At 42.5% G+C, this 18,392-nt stretch carries 16 protein-coding genes; 7 read left to right on the forward strand and 9 right to left on the reverse strand.

Features of this window, described 5'->3' with window-relative positions; translation table 11 throughout:
- Positions 1-35: 35 nt before the first annotated feature.
- The 5 genes from ACYFDN_RS05060 to recR form a co-directional block, all read right to left on the reverse strand.
- A complete protein-coding gene (locus ACYFDN_RS05060) occupies positions 36-2,156 on the reverse strand; it encodes a sensor domain-containing diguanylate cyclase (RefSeq protein ID WP_483510179.1) in 2,121 nt (706 codons plus the stop codon).
- Positions 2,153-3,325 carry a sugar ABC transporter substrate-binding protein gene (locus ACYFDN_RS05065; RefSeq protein ID WP_472590833.1) on the reverse strand — a complete coding sequence of 391 codons (1,173 nt, stop codon included), beginning with the start codon at positions 3,323-3,325 and terminating at the stop codon, positions 2,153-2,155. The genes ACYFDN_RS05060 and ACYFDN_RS05065 overlap by 4 nt, the downstream gene beginning before the upstream one ends.
- Positions 3,326-3,540: 215 nt before the next feature.
- Complete coding sequence (gene htpG, locus ACYFDN_RS05070; RefSeq protein ID WP_483510180.1) at positions 3,541-5,454, reverse strand: molecular chaperone HtpG; 1,914 nt, start codon at positions 5,452-5,454, stop codon at positions 3,541-3,543.
- Between the two features lie 257 nt (positions 5,455-5,711).
- Positions 5,712-6,266 (reverse strand): hypothetical protein, encoded by a 555-nt coding sequence (locus ACYFDN_RS05075; RefSeq protein WP_483510181.1) that lies wholly within the window; start codon positions 6,264-6,266, stop codon positions 5,712-5,714.
- A gap of 149 nt (positions 6,267-6,415) precedes the next feature.
- Complete coding sequence (gene recR, locus ACYFDN_RS05080) at positions 6,416-7,018, reverse strand: recombination mediator RecR (RefSeq protein ID WP_152782557.1); 603 nt, start codon at positions 7,016-7,018, stop codon at positions 6,416-6,418.
- 204 nt (positions 7,019-7,222) lie between these two features.
- On the opposite strand from recR, the gene ACYFDN_RS05085 reads away from it, so the two are divergent.
- On the forward strand, positions 7,223-8,452 hold the full coding sequence (locus ACYFDN_RS05085) for a phosphatase PAP2 family protein (protein ID WP_483510182.1): 1,230 nt from the start codon (positions 7,223-7,225) through the stop codon (positions 8,450-8,452).
- 58 nt (positions 8,453-8,510) lie between these two features.
- Entirely contained in the window at positions 8,511-11,381 is a 2,871-nt protein-coding gene (locus tag ACYFDN_RS05090; RefSeq protein ID WP_483510183.1) for a hypothetical protein, read from the forward strand.
- 58 nt (positions 11,382-11,439) lie between these two features.
- Here the strand turns inward: ACYFDN_RS05090 and ACYFDN_RS05095 are convergent, their stop codons facing one another.
- Positions 11,440-12,546: a phosphoribosylaminoimidazolesuccinocarboxamide synthase gene (locus ACYFDN_RS05095; protein ID WP_483510184.1), complete on the reverse strand. Its 1,107-nt coding sequence runs from the start codon at positions 12,544-12,546 to the stop codon at positions 11,440-11,442.
- Between the two features lie 202 nt (positions 12,547-12,748).
- Positions 12,749-13,897 carry a ribosomal protein uL16 3-hydroxylase gene (locus tag ACYFDN_RS05100; RefSeq protein ID WP_483510185.1) on the reverse strand — a complete coding sequence of 383 codons (1,149 nt, stop codon included), beginning with the start codon at positions 13,895-13,897 and terminating at the stop codon, positions 12,749-12,751.
- A 146-nt stretch (positions 13,898-14,043) separates the two neighbouring features.
- Here ACYFDN_RS05100 and ACYFDN_RS05105 point away from each other — a divergent pair, with 146 nt between their 5' ends.
- Positions 14,044-14,898, forward strand: a complete 855-nt coding sequence (locus ACYFDN_RS05105; protein ID WP_483510186.1) for a J domain-containing protein — start codon at positions 14,044-14,046, stop codon at positions 14,896-14,898.
- Here the strand turns inward: ACYFDN_RS05105 and ACYFDN_RS05110 are convergent.
- The gene (locus ACYFDN_RS05110) at positions 14,891-15,067 is read right to left on the reverse strand and encodes a hypothetical protein (protein ID WP_016401053.1); all 177 of its coding nucleotides are present in this window, start codon (positions 15,065-15,067) and stop codon (positions 14,891-14,893) included. The two genes, ACYFDN_RS05105 and ACYFDN_RS05110, sit on opposite strands and share 8 nt — an antisense overlap.
- 111 nt (positions 15,068-15,178) lie before the next feature.
- Between ACYFDN_RS05110 and miaE the strand changes: the two genes are divergently transcribed.
- The 4 genes from miaE to ACYFDN_RS05130 all read left to right on the forward strand — a co-directional run bounded on the left by miaE (position 15,179) and on the right by ACYFDN_RS05130 (position 17,659).
- Positions 15,179-16,117 carry a tRNA isopentenyl-2-thiomethyl-A-37 hydroxylase MiaE gene (gene miaE / locus ACYFDN_RS05115; protein WP_483510478.1) on the forward strand — a complete coding sequence of 313 codons (939 nt, stop codon included), beginning with the start codon at positions 15,179-15,181 and terminating at the stop codon, positions 16,115-16,117.
- Between the two features lie 85 nt (positions 16,118-16,202).
- Positions 16,203-16,775, forward strand: a complete 573-nt coding sequence (locus ACYFDN_RS05120; RefSeq protein ID WP_016401055.1) for an LON peptidase substrate-binding domain-containing protein — start codon at positions 16,203-16,205, stop codon at positions 16,773-16,775.
- Positions 16,776-17,071: 296 nt separating this feature from the next.
- A complete protein-coding gene (locus tag ACYFDN_RS05125) occupies positions 17,072-17,299 on the forward strand; it encodes a hypothetical protein (protein ID WP_016401056.1) in 228 nt (75 codons plus the stop codon).
- Positions 17,300-17,362: 63 nt separating this feature from the next.
- The gene (locus ACYFDN_RS05130; RefSeq protein ID WP_338626427.1) at positions 17,363-17,659 is read left to right on the forward strand and encodes a DUF6482 family protein; all 297 of its coding nucleotides are present in this window, start codon (positions 17,363-17,365) and stop codon (positions 17,657-17,659) included.
- A gap of 51 nt (positions 17,660-17,710) precedes the next feature.
- Here ACYFDN_RS05130 and msrA read toward each other — a convergent pair whose 3' ends face one another.
- On the reverse strand, positions 17,711-18,349 hold the full coding sequence (gene msrA, locus ACYFDN_RS05135; RefSeq protein ID WP_483510187.1) for a peptide-methionine (S)-S-oxide reductase MsrA: 639 nt from the start codon (positions 18,347-18,349) through the stop codon (positions 17,711-17,713).
- Positions 18,350-18,392 lie beyond the last annotated feature (43 nt).

Raw genomic sequence — 18,392 nt, forward strand, 5'->3', positions numbered from 1 at the left:
ACACTGATGAGGCCAGAACTACAAGGGAAGCTCGACTAAAGTTCAGTTTGACGAAGCTCTGCATAATAACGCTGTTTGTTACTATACATGTTCTGATCTGCTAGCTTGTACAAGCCACTAAAGTCAACGTCGGTGGTTGACGCGTAGCCTACAGAGAAGCTCACCAAAGGCTCTCCGCCAAAGCTGTTTAGGTCAATACCCACTTGATTATTTTGCCTTGCCGCTAAACGCTCTTTTAGCTCGCTAGCTGAAACTAATTGCTCACCAGATAATACTGCTGCGAATTCATCACCACCAATACGGTAGAAGTCTCCCGTTAAGCCTTCGCAACAATCAGATAGCACCCTCGCCACAGAAATAATCAGCTGGTCACCTTTCTCATGGCCTTTCTCATCGTTCATTTGCTTTAGGCCGTTTACGTCAATAATAAATAAGCCAACTTCGGCATCTAGTTGCGTTTCTAATGAGAATTGCAATTCATCAAAGGCTTGGCGGTTTTTAATACCGGTTAAAGAATCGGTTCTGGCAACATGGTCCAACTCTTCGTTTAGCGTTCGGTTTTCTAAAAATGCACTGAGTTCGGTGATAAACAGTAGAATTCGGTTACTGTTTTCTTCACTTAACTTAGGTTCATTAATAAGCAGCCACCCCATTTTTCCGCCACCGCAGCGAATACCAAAAACATTCACCAACTGTTGTTTAAACTCGATACTAAATCGGTCCCAACGCTGTCGAGATTTCTCTGACACACGATTAGAAAGCTGTTCAAAGCTTTCTACTTCGACAGACAAGCTGTCGTTCACCATACGGTGACCACGCGATTGTGGTAGGTGAATAACCAAACCTGTATTTGGAAAACACATAGACAATATACGAAGTGCATCATTAGCAATCTGTCGGTTACCCTCACTGGCCTCCAATACTCGCCTAAATTGCACAAGCTGTTGAAAAAAGAAGTTACTTTGCGCCAGGTTATCCATCGACAGTTCTAAGTCTCGGGTGCGCTCTTCTACTTTGTACTCAAGTTGGCTATTCAAGTTTTGAACTTCTTCTAGGTAGCCTGCCCGTAGTTTGTCGATACGTGCTAACTCAACATTTTTCTCATTCACCGTTCTTAACTGCTCTCCAATGGTACCTTTCATTTCGGTGAGCAAGTTTGCTACATCGGCAAACTCTCGAATCACTAGCTTTCCGTTGTTCAGTGCTTCGGCATTTCGGCCTTTTTCAAAGTCTCGAATTAGGCCGTACAAACGCCCAAATGCTTTTGCCACTAAATGAGCAAACAGCATCACCACCACAATAATAAGACCAATAACAATAATGCTACTGGCCATGCCAGGCGCCATTGCTTCTTTAACTTGATTAGCCAGGCTCTCTAAGCGCTGACCGACTTTAATTTGAATCCAAACAGAGTTTTGATAGTTTCGCCCCGATATAATCAAGCGGCTGGCATGAGTAACATCATAAGCATCGTCACCGATAAGGTTCCCAAGCAACTGTTCTTCGCGATAGAACACTGCCAGGCTTTCTTGGTCATCGAGCCGATTGGCAGCAACTTCCGCTAGTTTATATATAGGCACTACCGCAATTAGGTAGCCTTTTACAACGATACGGTCGATGGCACGATCGGAGTAAATAGGCACCACATGCACCAAACTATGATGTTGACCGCTTTTGCCAACCAAGGAGTAGTTATCAACCAAGTAGACCTTACTTTTTGATTCAAGATCTTTTATTTCGAAGGGACTGGTAAAACGTTGCTGCAGAATATTGGATTGCTCAAGTGCCAATATGTTACCGCCATAAGATTCCACTACAAAACCATCGGCTTCTACCAGGTACAAAGACTCAATGAGCGGCGCATCGAGCACAAAGTTACCCAGTATATCGGGAAGGTGGATCGAATAAAGTAGGTCATCAATACCGTTTACTACACTCTCTTGCTCAGAAAGTAAACGTAAGCCATTGGTGAGAATCTCATTACTATGTTGAAGCTCCGCTGTTATCTGGCTTGCAGAAGCCGCCAAACGGCTATTAACCGATTGATAAACAAAATTGTACATCTGTTTATACAAGGTAAAAGAGAGCACCGAAACCGGGATAATGGCTACGAAGATCAATAACAAAAATGTGATAGACCGAAGTCTTATTGTCATTTTTTGCGTCCGCGTTTGCGAGTTTCTTTGTCAGCAATGGTTTGCATTAGCTGGGTAGCTTGTTCGACTGAATAGTTATGATCCATATATCGGTTAAAGCCACGCTCTAGAGCTAACCACACCACGGTCATTTCGGCATCCCCGGGCATCGCTCTAGTATCTTCCATTTGCTTCAACATGTTTTGTTCGTTGGGGTTGTTGTCACTGATTATTTTCGAAACCAATTCAACATTAGCAGGGATTAAACCACCTTGATGATAAATGATGCTTTGTGCTTCTTGCTGCTGCATAAATGCACTAAATTGCTTAATTTGTTGGTAATTGTCATCTGACGTTGAGAGACGAGGAAAAGCTAACACATAACCAGAAAACATCGGCAGCATTGGGTTTCCCTCAATATCTGGTAAGGTGCTAACGCCTAGCCGCTCATCCATACCTTGTTTCAATTCCTTATAAATCCAATCGCCGTTAATCATATAAGCGGACTGACCGTTCTTAAATCGTTCTACACTGCAATCGTGATTACATTTGGGGTCAACCAAGCCGATATCTTTAAGCTGTTTATAGAACGTTAAGGCTTGCTGCATTTCTTTGGTATCTAGGGTTATTTTTCCATCGTTAAGTGGCCAACCTTGAAATGCGGTTAAGAATGGAATGAACCAATACATCTCGGAGTAGTTCCAAACAATAGCTTGTTGCTCACCTTGGCTAAGCGCTGATTGCTGTTCTAATAACTCGGCCCAAGAGTTTACGGGTTGTTTAACTAGGTCTTTGTTGTAGTAAAGCACCAAGTGATTGCCTTGAAATAGCGGCACACCATATTGTTCGTTGTCGGTAAAACCCGCTTTAAGCACCCGCGGTTCTGTTTGCGGAATAATCCAGTCTTTAGGTACCGGCGCTAAAGAAATCAAATCATGCATGCCAACAAAATCGCTAGGCACATAAAGAATGTCTGGCAAGGTATTAGTGCGGGCTTGGTTAAGCACCTCTTCGCGTAATCGTTCTGACAAGAAGTTGTTTTTTTCAACGGTTACGCCGGACTGTTTTTCAAATTCAGCAATGGCATTATCGAGGTATTGAGATGGATTATGGGCATTCCACAATGTGATTTTTGCGTTAGCTTGAGAAAGCGTACACATTAAGCCTAAAATCAGCACTACTTTGCGCATGTTAGCTACCTTTCCGTTATTATTTTTTTGTTTAGTGTAGCAACGATTCAGTGCTTTATCTGTGAACTCATCCTCTGCAATTGCTGATAAGTCATCTGACCTGTAAATCCACAATCAAGTCTATGAATAATCGTTTTATTTTTGGTAAAACGCCCAAATCAGCAAGTAACAAAAAAGGCAGCACCAAGTGCTGCCTTTTATTCTCTAGAGTATGTTTAAGCTAAAAGTTGGTTAACTCGCTTAATGAACTCAGAAGGGTTTTCTAAGCTACCACGCTCAGCAAGGGTTGCTTGATCTAATAGTAAGCTCGCCCACTCTGCAAATTTAGCTTCGTCTTGCTCATCGGCAACGCGCTTAACTAAAGCGTGCTGAGGGTTCAATTCAAAGATGTATTTTTGATCAGGTACATCTTGACCAACCGCTTGCATCAACTTCTGCATTTGAGTGCTCATGTCGTTGTCATCAACAACGATACAAGAAGGCGTATCGGTTAGACGGTAAGTTAAACGAACATCTTTAACCTTATCACCTAAGCTTTCTTTCATGCGCTCAACAAAGCTTGCGTATTCGCTTTCGTCTTGCTCTTTCTGCTTCTTAGTTTCTTCGTCATCTAAGTCGCCAAGGTCTAAATCACCTTTAGTTACCGAAACAAGGGTTTTGCCTTCGGCTTCTGGCAAGTGACTAATTAACCACTCGTCTACACGGTCGTGCATTAACAATACTTCAATGCCTTTACGCTTGAAGATTTCTAAATGCGGGCTGTTAGCAGCGGCTGCGTAACCATCGGCTGTTACGTAGTAAATCTTGTCTTGGCCTTCTTTCATGCGCTCGATGTAATCGGCGAATGAAACATTTTGCTCAGCACTGTCGCTATTATTGGTTGAAGCAAAACGCAGTAGCTTAGCGATTTGATCTTTGTTAGCGAAATCTTCTGCTGGACCTTCTTTTAGCACTTGGCCAAATTCAGCCCAGAACGTTTGGTATTTCTCAGCATCGTTCTTCGCCATGCGCTCAAGCATAGTAAGAACACGCTTAGTACAAGCGCTACGTAAGTTAGCGGTTGTTTTAGTATCTTGAAGGATCTCACGTGATACGTTTAGTGGCAGGTCGTTTGAATCTAACACACCCTTCACAAAGCGTAGGTAACCCGGCATAAACTCATCAGCGTCGTCCATGATAAATACGCGTTGAACATACAGCTTCAAGCCATGTTGACGCTCGCGGTTCCACATATCAAATGGGGCTTTGCTTGGGATGTAAAGCAAGCTGGTGTAATCCTGCTTACCTTCAACTTTGTTGTGCGCCCAAGTTAATGGATCAGCGAAGTCATGAGAAATGTGCTTGTAAAACTCGTTGTACTCATCTTTAGAGATGTCGTTTTTACCGCGTGTCCACAAAGCAGTTGCTTTGTTAATAGCTTCCCATTCACCTGGCACTGCTGCAACTTTTTCGCCGTCTGGACCTTCAGATTCAGGCGTTTCGTCTTTCCACATTTGAACTGGGATAGAAATATGATCTGAGTACTTAGTGATGATAGAGCGAACTTTCCAGCTATCTAGGAACTCATGTTCGTCTTCACGTAAGTGAAGAATAATGTCGGTACCGCGGCCTTCTTTAGCAATGTCGGCTACGGTGTAATCACCTTCGCCAGCACTTTCCCAACGTACGCCTTGGCTAGCTTCTGCACCCGCAGCACGAGTTTCAACGGTTACTTTATCGGCTACGATAAATGCTGAGTAAAAACCAACACCAAATTGACCAATTAGTTGCGAGTCTTTTGCGCTGTCGCCACTTAACTGACCAAAAAACTCTTTAGTGCCAGACTTAGCAATAGTACCAAGATGCTCAACAACTTCATCGCGGGTCATACCAATGCCGTTATCCGACAAAGTAATAGTTTTAGCTTCTTGGTCGAAGCTTACACGTACACGTAAGTCACCATCGTTTTCAAATAAAGCGTTATTTTCTAAAGCTTTAAAACGCAGTTTGTCGGCAGCATCGGCTGCATTAGAGACTAATTCGCGTAAGAAAATTTCTTTGTTTGAATATAGAGAGTGGATCATCAACTGGAGTAATTGTTTTACTTCAGTTTGAAAGCCATGAGTTTCTGCATGAGCTGCATCAGTCATCTTATTGTTTCCTTGCTTTTACACATACTTCGTTAGTTGCTAAACGATATGGGGGTAGCCAATTTTGATTTCAAGCAGATGAGGAAAAAATATTCTAGGATGTAGCGAGAAACTAGTAGCTATGAGACCTCACGCTAAAAAGCTTAAGTAACAAGGAGGCGATTAATTACGATATTCGGTTTGAGGTATGATTGAAAAGCTGGCTAATTTAAGCCAGCTTTGATGAGAGTTATAGCGAAGAAGAATGCTCCTAGATACTATTCACCTAAGCCCGCTAAATCTTCCACAATAATGGCTGAAACAAGATCTATGTCTTTGGGTTCATCTTCAGCATCCCAGTTACCGGCAGTAATTTCTAGATTTACCGCAGCATCCTTAAAACCGCCATAGTTTGTTGTGTATTTAGATTGACTAAAACTTGCCAACTGACCTTGCTCACCAACAATTTGAACCATATGAGAAACTTGGGGTTTGTTCAAAGATGTGCCGCCGTAATTAAAAGTGCGAGTGTAGTCGATATCTATATTCAGCTTAAATGAGTCCTTCGAATCACTGTTTGCTATCAAGTTATTTTCAGCTAAGTGCTTATTAATAGCTTCTATAAATTGTAGATTCAATTCTTCTTCAGATACAAACGACGTCCCCTCTTCAGGCGCGCCATGGCCTAAGTTTAACTTAACTTTGACTTCTCCAACGTGGTATCGGGTGTTGCCTTTTACTATTGGGGTTGGTTCAACATAGTATTTATACGGGGAGCTGCCACAAGCTGATAACATTAATGCTACTGCAATAAGAATTATCTTATTTAACATCTTCATAGTTCCTTCTAGTTAGAATATTTCCGTTTAATGCTGTCTAACCATATTACAATTAAGGTTAAACATCAGCACGGTATCACTTACTAACGAAGAAGTCAGTACCATTTCATTTCCAAAGGTTAACAGCTTAAAAAAAGGAATTATTAATCGAGTTGTTGGCGACCAATCAAGGAGTGAGAAAGTGTAGTGCCGTCTACGCTATCTAGCTCACCGCCTAGTGGCACGCCATGAGCAATTCTTGATACTTTAATTTGATAACGTTTGGCCATATCGGCGATGTAGTAAGCGGTAGCCTCGCCTTCTACGGTGGGATTAGTTGCGAGGATCAATTCTGCTACCTCTTCTTGGGCGAAGCGCTGTTCCAGTTTATCTAAGTGCAGCTCGCCAGGGCCAATGCCGTCGAGTGGTGAAAGATGGCCCATTAATACAAAGTAACTACCAAAAAATTGTGCGGTTTGCTCAATAGCAGCAACGTCGGCTGGGGTTTCAACCACACAGATTACCCCTTTACTCATCCGCTTGGGCGATTGGCAAATAGGACACAATTCTTCCTCAGCAAAATTGCGACACACCTTGCAGTGGCCAATTACGTCCATTGCATTGCTAATGCTAGCAGCAAGCTGTAAGCCATCTTTACGTTTGCGCTCTAACAAATGAAAAGCCATACGCTGGGCACTACGTGGGCCTACACCGGGTAATACCTGTAGCGACTTAATCAATTGTTCTATGCTGGGGCTGTATTTCATTAAACTTCCACTAAACTCAATTTACGCGACGCTAATGTAACAGCGTGATAAACAAAATTCATTAAAAGCGACAGATTTTGTCCCTTAATATTAGTAACCAAATAGTTGTTACAAGTAGACCAAACAGCACTCCTGTGCGTATGATATTAATGAAGATGTATTAGCGATAAAGGATTTATCGCTAACTTGAACAAGGAAAAAGTAATGAAGCTAAAAACCAGCTTAATCTCGGCCGCTATTCTATCTGCATTTAGTACCAATGCACTCGCCGAAGATACCTATGTACAAATTGGTGACTATACTCAGATTCTACTGCCCCTTGGTGGCCTAGGTGTAAGTTTAGCCAAAGGTGATACCGCAGGTAGCTGGCAACTAACCAAGTCATTCGCCACTACTATGATATTCACCCATGGAATTAAGTTTGCCGTAGACAAACGCCGGCCTAACTTTACCACTAACAATTCGTTTCCCTCTGGTCACACCGCTGCTGCATTTAGTGGTGCATCTTTCTTCCAAACTCGTTATGGCTCAGCTTGGGGCGTGCCCGCTTACGCACTTGCCGCATACACCGGCTGGAGCCGAGTACACGGTGATAAACACTACTGGGATGACGTAATTGCAGGTGCCAGTATCGCTACTTTGAGCAACCTGTTTTTTGTTAACCCCATCGATGAAGACATTAAAGTAAGCCCAATGGTTGATGGCGATGCCAAAGGTTTACAAATTTCATTATCAAATGGCTTTTTTGAAGGTGGAACGCGCTCTAAAAAACCACCAACAACGTTTGACCCTAAGTTTAAATTTGATTTTTTACTGGGACCAACTCGCCTAAAATCTAATGATATTGGCAGCTTTGCTTCCGAGCAGAATATAGAATTTGGCCAAGAGGATACCCTAACTACTGCAGCCGCAAGATGGACGTGGTTTGCTAGCGACCAACATAGCTTTAGTTACCTTACCCAGCCCTATGAAGCCCGTGATCAAGGCAAAGTAGAAGGCGGCGGTGATGTTTACGCGCAATACCAAGTTTGGGATAACTTAGTTAATTGGCAATACGATTTACAGCTTGGTAAGCAATGGATAGGTAAAGCCGGTTTAGGTTTATTAATTCAATATGCGCAAGCTTCACTTTACCGCGACTCAAGCTTTAGCAAAGAACTGGAAGGCGATGAAGAGTGGTTATTTTACCCTTTAGCAAACGCCACCTTTGGCTACAATTTCACACCAAAAATGAACCTCGCATTTACCGGTGAATACGGTAATAATGGCGACGGTGAGGTGCTTATGACAGACCTAGGCATCAACTATGCGTTTAATAAACGCTGGGATATTGGTGGTGGATACAACTACTATAAGCGTGATCAAGACAATGCTAAAACCTTTAGAAAAATTGAGTTCGACAGCATTTATCTACGTTTAGGTTATGCATTTTAATACTAAAGGCGCAGGTTGCGCCTTTTTGTTTTAATACCTTTTACTTGCAAGGAAGCCCGTGAGTACTCGTTTAAAGTCAGCTTTACTAATCAACCTAATCTGCTTGTTGGTGGTAGCCAGTGTCACCGCCTTAGCGTTGCCGTTTCTTTATCAGCAGCAAAAAGCCAACACCGAGAAGGAAGTGACAACCGCGCTAAGTTTGTTTGAAATTAGTGCCCGGCGCGCGGTTAATATTCAAAATAAAGCAGTGCTTAAAGAGTTGGCTGAAGAACTGTTAAAATCACCCAGCGTTAACTATGTAAAAGTTACCGACCAAAGCAGTCGCACAGTAATGGCAGAAGCAGGAACGCCACGCAAAAAACAACAAAACGATGGCAAACAAACCAACAAACTGGCTGCTAAAGTTGATAACCAAAAGCGTTCTTCTACCCAAATTAACCCTATCGCTTGGGTCGAGATAGAGTTTTCCAGCCCCACCAATGTTTACCATTGGTTGCTGCCACATCGTTTAGTCGTATTCCGGCTATTAGCTGGGATCTTGTTGCTACAAATCTTACTCAGTGTTTTTGTAAGCAGAATGTTTACCACTGCCCCTGCAAAACCAACATCGAATAAGCCAGTTAGCAACAAGCAACAGGCAAAACAAGATCCTGTTATCTCTAGCTCAAAAACAGCGGTGGAAATAACCAATGCCAAGCTAAGCAAAGAGTTACAAACAGCTAAAGCACAACACAAAAAAGACAAGCAAAAAGTGAAGCAGCTGGTTGAGTTATCAAACCGCGCTAACAGTTTGAAAAAAGCGTTGCTAGAACATGCTAATAACGCCGCATTTATCGTGGATGAACACAACCATGTTATCGAAGCTAGCAAAATTGGGCTTAACTACTTAAACGTAAGCAAAGCCAAACTCATCAACATTAACTTAAATAAACACTACTCAGTACCAAGCCTTGATAATACTCAAGATGGCGAGTTTATGGAGTTATTGGTCTCTTATCCTGAAGAGTTTTGCCTATTAGTTAAAGCAAACAAAACAGGAAAAACCTACGCGGCTACCCACCTTGCCCTGCCCTTTAGTGAAGACAGCTTGTACTTAGTGAGCATCAATCCCATTAGCCAAAATAATCAAGCTCAGCAGGCTAAACAAAACCCTAAACAAATTTTACAAAATTTAACGCCCAGCGATTTATACAGCCCACTTAAAGCAGGGTGTTTAGATGCCTTAAACCAGCTTAACAAGGCCTCGCTTCTAGCACCTAATGAGCATTCGGATAGAGAGCGCTTGGACGCGCAACTACGCTTAAACACCTTGATACGCAGCTTGCCTTGGCAGCAGCAAGAAGCCAGCATAAAGCTTAAAGCGGAGTCTGTACTAGACGTACTTGAGCAGAGGCTCGGTGAGTTTTCGGCGCTTTACCAAGCTAAAGAATTACATTGGGCACTGGTAGTTAGCCCAGAGGTTAGCTCGCAATACATGTTTAATCGCGCTCATTTGACTGCGATATTAGATCTGCAACTTTACTTGATCTCATTGTACCCAGCCAGCAGCCAAGTGCTTATTCAGTTGCAGGTTGAAGATCAACAATTAGTCTTTTCTGTGGATAGCGAAAACGCCGGCCAATTAAGTGCTTTACAGCAATCAATCATTGCCCTTAGCGCAGCCTTAGTAAAACAAATCAATGGCCGTCAGCAACAAAACCAAGACTCGTTAAGTATTTGCTTAAACTATGAAACAGTAGCATCGGACCAATTGGTAGAAAGCCCTAGTGATGAGGTGCAATACTTCGCAGTAGATTTTGCTGATGAGTTTTTCCACCGTTGTATCAGCATTCAACTGCAACTTTTATCTGCCGAGCTTGTAGAGCTCAAACAGATCGAAGATGTGGCCGCCAATCACAAGGTAACAGTGATAACTGACAAACCTGAGCGAAGCCTTGACTTAGAAGACCTAGGCATTAAGCTAAAGGTATTGCTGGTAGCAGAACAACTGCCTTCACCAACGCAAGTCGACTCTTCACCTAAGCCACTATTTTGTTTAAAGCATCAACTGTGCAGCTTTTTAATGTCGAGCTTCTTCCAGCGACATTCCGATAAAGAAGAGCAGCAAACTATCGAAGACCTAGCTGAAGTAGCCATTGCAGCATCGGCCGAAGATGAGCCAAACACACCAAGCAACTTCTCTATTGCCTCATTTAGTCAATCAAAGCACCTTTTTGAGCACTTAAGTACTCACATAGGTGACATTGCCATTAAATGGCAGCATCGTGCTTGGCAAGAAGCTTATAACCAGATTAAGAATCTCGGCACAGTTGATTACTTGTTACTCGAAAGTAGTGAACTCACGCCGATCCGTATTCAACAAATACAACAGTACAAACCTGAGCTTCGCTTACTGCTATTAATGAACAACGCTAAGGATTTTGATGCCACAGATTTAGCGGGCTTACATTACTATTTGATAAGCGAATCCAATACTGAAAGCGATATCCGCGATGTGTTGGTATTAAATCAACATTTTGGGCAGGCATTAGAAGGCTTGTGTGCAGATGAGCAGCTTTTGTCATCTCATGCTCTATCGGAATATAGCTACCTTCGCTTAATTGAAAGCCTTAGCGGCTTAAGCCCTAGCGAACCAAAACCCAAGCCGGATAACCAAGCTGTGGCTTCGCCCACAAAAGCAGGTAATGAACCCTACTTGCTTGCGCTAAAAAATGTATTTAGTATCGAAAACAAAAACCGCTCTTCTCTCATTGTAGAGTTTGCCAAGCAGCAAAGATGGAAAGAGGCACAAGAGCAAGTACAACAGCTCGCATTTGGAGCAGAGAAGTTCGCATCGGATAAACTAAACCAGCAGGTAAGCGAGATTTCTGAAGCAGTATTTAAGCAAGATGAAACGGCCTTAACTAACGCACTAGAACAGCTTGGTTAAGAGAAGACAATAAAAAAGAGCAAGGCATTGCCTTGCTCTCTAAATTTGCACTATCGTTCTAATCAACGATTAAATCGTAATCTTTACGAAGAATATCAATCACTTCTTGTTTTGGATTGTCGCCAATGGTGATTGGCGAACCAGTGATCTTTTCGGCAATGCCTGTATAGGTTTCAGATATTTTCATTAATACTTCAACCGGCAAATCGTTATCTCGCGCTAAGGCTTCACGCTCTGGCATACGGTTTTTGTTTAACAGAATATCTGGGTCTGGGAAGTAGCTAAGTAAGGTTTGGCGGAAGTCTTCTTTAGAGTTCTCGACAACCTTACCTTCACGATAACTTGGGCCATCCCAAATACGTGATGAGTCAGGTGTGCCAACTTCATCCATGTATATCAACTTGTCCAGGCCTTGAGCATCGGTCACGTAGCCAAATTCAAATTTGGTATCAACAAATACTTGGTCGATATCGCTTAATGCCTGACTAATTACACCAAAACCTTGTTTAAGTAGGTTTTCGTAAACATCGATATCGTTAGCAGATTTAAAGTTAAATGCTGCGAAGTTATCTTCGATATTTTTACGCGTTACATTTACGTCGTCGGCTTCTGGCACGCCAGGGATCCCTTTAAGAATACCTTTAGTAGACGGGGTAATGAGAATCTCTGGTAGTTTTTGATCCCGTTGTAGCCCTTCCGGTAAATCAATACCACAGAAGTTACACTCACCTTTCTCATAAGCACGCCACATAGAGCCTGTAATGTATTGACGACAAATCGCTTCAATCATTACCGGGCGTGCTTTTTGAACAATCCAAACAAAGGGATGAGGAATATCCAGAATGTGGCTGTCGGCCAAGCCTTGCTCTTTGAAAAGCTTAAACCAATGGTTAGAAATTGCGTTAAGTGCAGCACCTTTACCAGGTACACCTTTAAGGCCCTCTTCGCCGTGCCATATGCAATCAAAGGCTGAAATTCGGTCGCTGATTACCATAATTGCTAGTGGTGTGTCGGCAGCAACATCATAAGCTTTTTCTTTAATGAGTCGTTTACTATCAGCTTCGGTTAGCCAATATACCGAACGTACTTTACCGCTATGAACGGGCGCGTCGGTGCGAATGGGTAAATCGTTATTCACTGCTAATACTTTATCAGCAAGACTCATGGTAAACAGTCCTCTATTTAAGAGCGAAAAATCAACGAACAAGCTGGCTTACACACTGATTTTTACGGGGAACATTAATTTGCTGAGGGATTTTACCAGAAAGCTCGCTAACTGCTAGCGATTCGCGAGCTCTAAACAACTTTCATTCTCAGATACGCTTTGGTCAAACTTAACTAAAGAACGAATATAATTTGGCTAAAAGCTATTGCTCGTCAAAATACCAATAGCCGGCATTGAGTAGCTCTAACAGCCAATCAAGCTGGTGTTCATCTTCGTTAAATGCCCGCAACGAGTGAGTGTCTAAAACGGTACTATCACACATGTTTTTTGCTAAAGCCCAAGAACAATTGGGCACAGCATAACTTTGCCCATCAACAAACAGCTCATAAGGCAATACATCAAGGTACAAGGCCTTAATGCCCGCGGTTCGTTTTAACTCAGCGCCCTGCTCCATCAATTGGCGTAGATCACTCATTGCTAGCTCTTGATCGCTGCCACTTAGCACAACAATGTCAGAACTATGTGATGAATCACTAAGGTACTCACCTAAAAAATGCGCACTGGCTTGAGGAGAATTGATTAAAGACTGCATCAGTTTATTAAGTGCTAAGGTATCGTTCTCGGCTACGCGACCAAACTCGCTAGTTTCTTGGCGCTGCGGATCAGCAAAACGTTGTGAGCTGGTTTCGTGTTGCAGAAGATAATCGGCAAACCCAGTTACCAAATCTTTAGCATTTGGCGCTCTAAAGCCTACCGAATAATTCATCGATGGTTCTATCGCGTAACCTTCATGCGGGCAGCCCGGTGGGATATACAATACATCACCAGCTTCGAGTACCACATCAATCTCAGCCACAAAGTCTTCGCAGTGTTTTAACTTATCGTGAGAGGCAAACTCTTTAAGAATCTGCTTTTGGCCAACACGCCAATGTCGCTTACCTTGTCCTTGGATGATGAATACGCAATATTGATCGATATGCGGTCCTACACCGCCCTTAACGGTAGAGTAAGAAATCATCACATCGTCAAATCGCCAGTTAGGGATAAACTGAAACGCCGCGGCTAGTTTTGCCACTTCGCTATGCCAATGGTCGACACCTTGAACCAACAACGAACTATGTGACTCCCTCAGCAATGCAAAGTCTTCGAATGGTCCTAGATGAGCTTCCCACTGCTGCTCGTGACATGTTACCAATCGGCTTTGAATATCAGCCTCCATCGCTAAGCCAGCAAGTTCTTCAGGGCTAAGTGGGTCAACAAAATCAAGCATGCCTTGTTTTAACAAACAGGGGCGCTGTTGCCAGTAATTAGCCATAAAATCTTGTTGGTTAAATGCGGTTTGATATGTCATACAGCTTACCTTTTGTAGTATCGGCAAAGTGTAACTGATTTCCATGCAGGCTTTTAGCCAAACCGTCGCTTTATTCAAAGGACAAAACTCAAAAAACTTTGTATGCTTAGGCCAGCTAACAGGGACAGTAAACGTAACACTAAACCATGACCACGCACTTTCAATTATTTGATCTCCCGGAAAATGCTACCGAGGAGCAAATAAAAACTCGCTACAAACAACTCGCCAGCCGCTGCCACCCCGACAAAGGCGGCTCTGCCCAGTTGATGATTTTAATTAAAACCAGTTATCAAAAACTGTTGTTAGGCGAAGGCGCGATTGCCATAGAGCAATCTTTGGATGATTCGAACAAGCAAGTCCTTGCCTTAAAAAAAACCATTCATCAACAACAGTTCTATATTCAAAAACTTAGCGTAGCGATTGCCAAACAGGCACAAATTAAAGAAACCAAACGATTAAAAAAGATATTAATGCCAGCGCTTGTTGGGATACTTGGCGTAGTGGCGGTAGTTCTAGCCAATGGCTGGTATCAGTCTAACCAGCAATTAGACAAAGTAAGCAAACAGCTGACTACAACCATTAGTAACAGCAATAAGCCTGCAAAACCCACAATGCCTGCGCTAAGCCAAGAAAACTTAGCCAAAACATGGGAGTTAAAACAAAAGCTACGTTTAAGCAGTGCTCGCCAACAATACCTTGAGTCTGATTTTGATATGAGTTTGACGCTAATTCGTGCCTTGCTCAATCAGCATTCCGCCAAAGCACTCAACCAAGCACAGCAGCAGTTTTTGTTACAACAGCATATAGAAATACCACCCGTAATTGATAACGAAGCGGTCATTGAAGAAAGTACAGCTGATAAAAATTCTATCGAAGAAAACTCGACTAAAGCTCAACAAACGGAAGAGCAACAAATAGAAGAGGTAGATTTAGACGGGAAACCGAGAGCAGTGCTTTTAGAAAGTCTCGATGTTAGCGCTGCTAACGCAACAACTAATTAGATAAGAAAGCCTTTAACTCACGTTTTGCCTGTTCGTTTTGTTCTTTAATAGCGGCAATTTGGTCTAGCAGGCGAGTCTTTTTATCACCACAAGGTAGCTTGGCACACAGCTCATCTAAGCGTGCTAAAGGGTCTAATAGTTTATCGAAATGCTGGTTAATTTGTTCCATTTTCACTGTCCCAGTTAAAACCGCCATTAAGTGTACTGATCAAGTACTTGAAAACAAGACTCCAAATGGGTGAAACTTCATTAACTTGAAGTGAATACACTAAATTTGCCAATGCCTTACTCCGCGCTGCTCGAACCCATTAACAATTTTTTATACTGCTCTACACCTAAGCAATGGCTTGTTATGGCTAAAGAGCCCGCAAACTTAAAGGTTTTATTAATCGATCACGCAAATGCAGAGTGGAAAGCGGCCGCCACCGCAAGCAAACTAATGCTCAAGTATGCAGGCGCTAATCAGCCATTGATTCAACAAGAAATAAAAGCATTGCTAGCTCCCTATGAGTTCATTATTTTTCGGGCGGGTCGCTGGTCTGTTCAGGTATTTATTGATTGGTTCTTTCCGTTAGGCATAGACAAAGCCAATAACGAGCAACTAAACGCAGCTCTTACAACCTCGGCTTTAATGCAGCGGTGCAAGTTTGACCAAAAGCTATTGTCTCAGATACAAGAGCTCTTAGGCAGCCACAGCGATAATTCTGCACACAGAACATCAACATTAAGTGCCAAAGCAGAAACTAGATCAGAGGGGCAACTATCTGATTTTCAAATAGCATTGATTGAAAAAATGCGGCTGCTAATTAAAGAGGAACTGCACCACTTTGAACAGGTTTTTTCTATCATGCATCAGTTTAACATTCACTACCAAAATCTCCCTGCAGGTAGTTATGCCAAGGGCCTAATGTCGCAAGTTCGTCATTTTGAGCCTCAAGCCCTAGCCGACAAACTGATTGTTGGGGCTTATATCGAAGCGCGCTCCTGCGAGCGTTTCGCTATGCTTGCACCACTTTTACCGGAGGCCATTGGCCAGTTCTATATATCATTATTGCGCTCTGAAGCCCGCCACTATCAAGACTATTTGAGCTTAGCCAATATGATCATCGATGAACAAGAGCTCCAACAAAGAGTGAACAACATTGGCCAACAAGAAGCACAGTTAATTTCTCAGCAAGATAAGGTGTTTCGTTTTCACAGTGGAATACCCTTGAGCTAATATAATTAATATAGAGAGAATTGATCACCCGAGCATTAAACCACGTAGTAATTTGTGAAGTTAATTAGATTGGATATGGTGGACTATGCGCTTACCCTTGTTTCCATTAGAGCTTTTTGTTTTGCCCGGAGGGCTGAGCAAACTACGCATATTCGAACCGCGTTATTTGCGCTTGGTCTCTATAGCTAGCGAAGAAGCTAAGGGCTTCGTATTATGCCAGCCACTGGCGGAAGGCCATACAGAGTTCAACATAGGCGTTCATTGCCAAATAGAGGACTTTGAGCAACTTGAAGACGGCATGCTGGGCATTACTATTCGCGGCATAAAACGCGTCGACTTAAGTGATACCAGCCAGGCCGACGATAAGCTTTATAGCGCTTTTGCTCAAGCTAAACCCAATTGGCAGCTTGAAGAGCCTCCCGCAGTTGAAGATGACCTAAGTGAAAAACTACAACAGGTATTAACTCAGCATGAGCTTTACGAGCAACATCCTGATTTTTTTGCTTACGACGACGAATATTGGGTAGTGCTGCGTTGGTTAGAGTTATTGCCTTTCTCCAGCAAAGCAAAAAACCAAATTCTTTTTGAAGATGACTTCTCAACCTTAGATAACCTGGTCCATCAATTAGTGTCAGAAATAACAATAGGCCATAGGTAGCTGAAATTAAAAGTGATTATCAATTAAGCTATTTATCTTAATTGATATCTAATATTTAGCATTTAAAACTTATATTTAACTAAAAAATGTCATATTTATCGTAATATGCGAACTTTTACACAGTCTTGTAATCAAAAGTGCTTTAAGATGATTGAGTCATGGATGATGAGAAGAAGTAATGGCTTCGCATTGGACATAGAATCCAATATGCTATTGCCCTAATAACCTTGGAACGATAAATATCTAGTAGTTAGACAGTAAGAGATCTGCGACCCTTTCTGTCTTAAAGGTGATTCATGAGATATAAAGCAAAAATAAGCGCAGCAATTACACAAGCACTACCGCTAGTCCAATCTGCCACCGCCGATGAAGCCGTACTTTGGAACATCGAAAAAGAGCGTGACATGCTCTGCATGGAGTTCACTTCAAATATGAGCTTCGAAAGTTTAGAGGCTGGATTTAAACAAGCCGCAGAGAAACTAGGCATTACCTGCCCTATTAGTATCTTAAAACTGCGTCGCTAGTTTATAAGACAGTGGGGGCGGATCTCCTCCCCCAACTCTTTCCATTAATTTTTAGTCTTAGTCATCTTCTCGTTAGTTTGTTGCGTATCTAATACACAAACTAAGGAGGCTTATATGGATCTGATAATTAATTCTCATGAAGGTGACATCTACCTAGTTAACGAGCAACAAGACAATTCTGAACAAGCGCTTTGCGAGAACAGTCACCCCGCTGTTAGGTTCTCCAGTATTTCTAGCATCAAACAACACTACCAAGACCAAACCATCGATAAGGTGTGGCTAGTTCAACACTCGGCCTACGATGAAATGTGCGGCTTACAAAGCACAAACCAGCCAATGAAAATGCTATTAAGATGGTAGCTAGCGACTATTAACAGAGTTAAAAAAAGCAGCCATTAGGCTGCTTTTTACTTAGTCTTGAAGCCAAGGCGGTAAACATACCCCTAAGCCACCTAAACCACAGTATCCATTGGGGTTCTTGTGTAGATATTGCTGATGGTAAAGCTCTGCATAATAGAAAGTATCAAAACTAATTATCTCAGTGCTAATAGCATGAACTAGGCCTTCACCTTGCAGGGCTTTTTGATAAGCCTGCTGAGCTTGCTTAGCCAACTCTAGCTGTTTACTGCTGGTCGCAAATATCATCGAGCGATATTGAGTTCCAACATCCCCACCTTGGCGCATACCCTGAGTAGGGTCGTGCTGCTCAAAAAAGCAGGTCAACAATTGTTGATAGCTAATAACACTTGGGTCGTAAATTACTTTAACAACCTCAGTATGCCCAGTTAAGCCAGTGCACACTTCATCGTAATTTGGGTTAGGTGTAAAACCGCCGGCATAACCTACTGCCGTTGTAATTACGCCTTGTTGTTGCCAAAACAGACGCTCAGCGCCCCAGAAACAGCCTAAACCAAAATAGGCAGTTTCCTGATCAGCGTTAGCTTGCTCTAGGTAATTGCTGCCGTTTACTGCATGAATTCCGTCTAACTCTATCGCCTCCAAGCGCCCTGGTAAGGCATCGGCTTGGCTAACCAAAGTCGTTTTGCTCATCGATACAACTCCATCTCTATTGGCAAACGTTTAATTACTGGCA

Source organism: Agarivorans sp. D1326, from assembly GCF_056958115.1.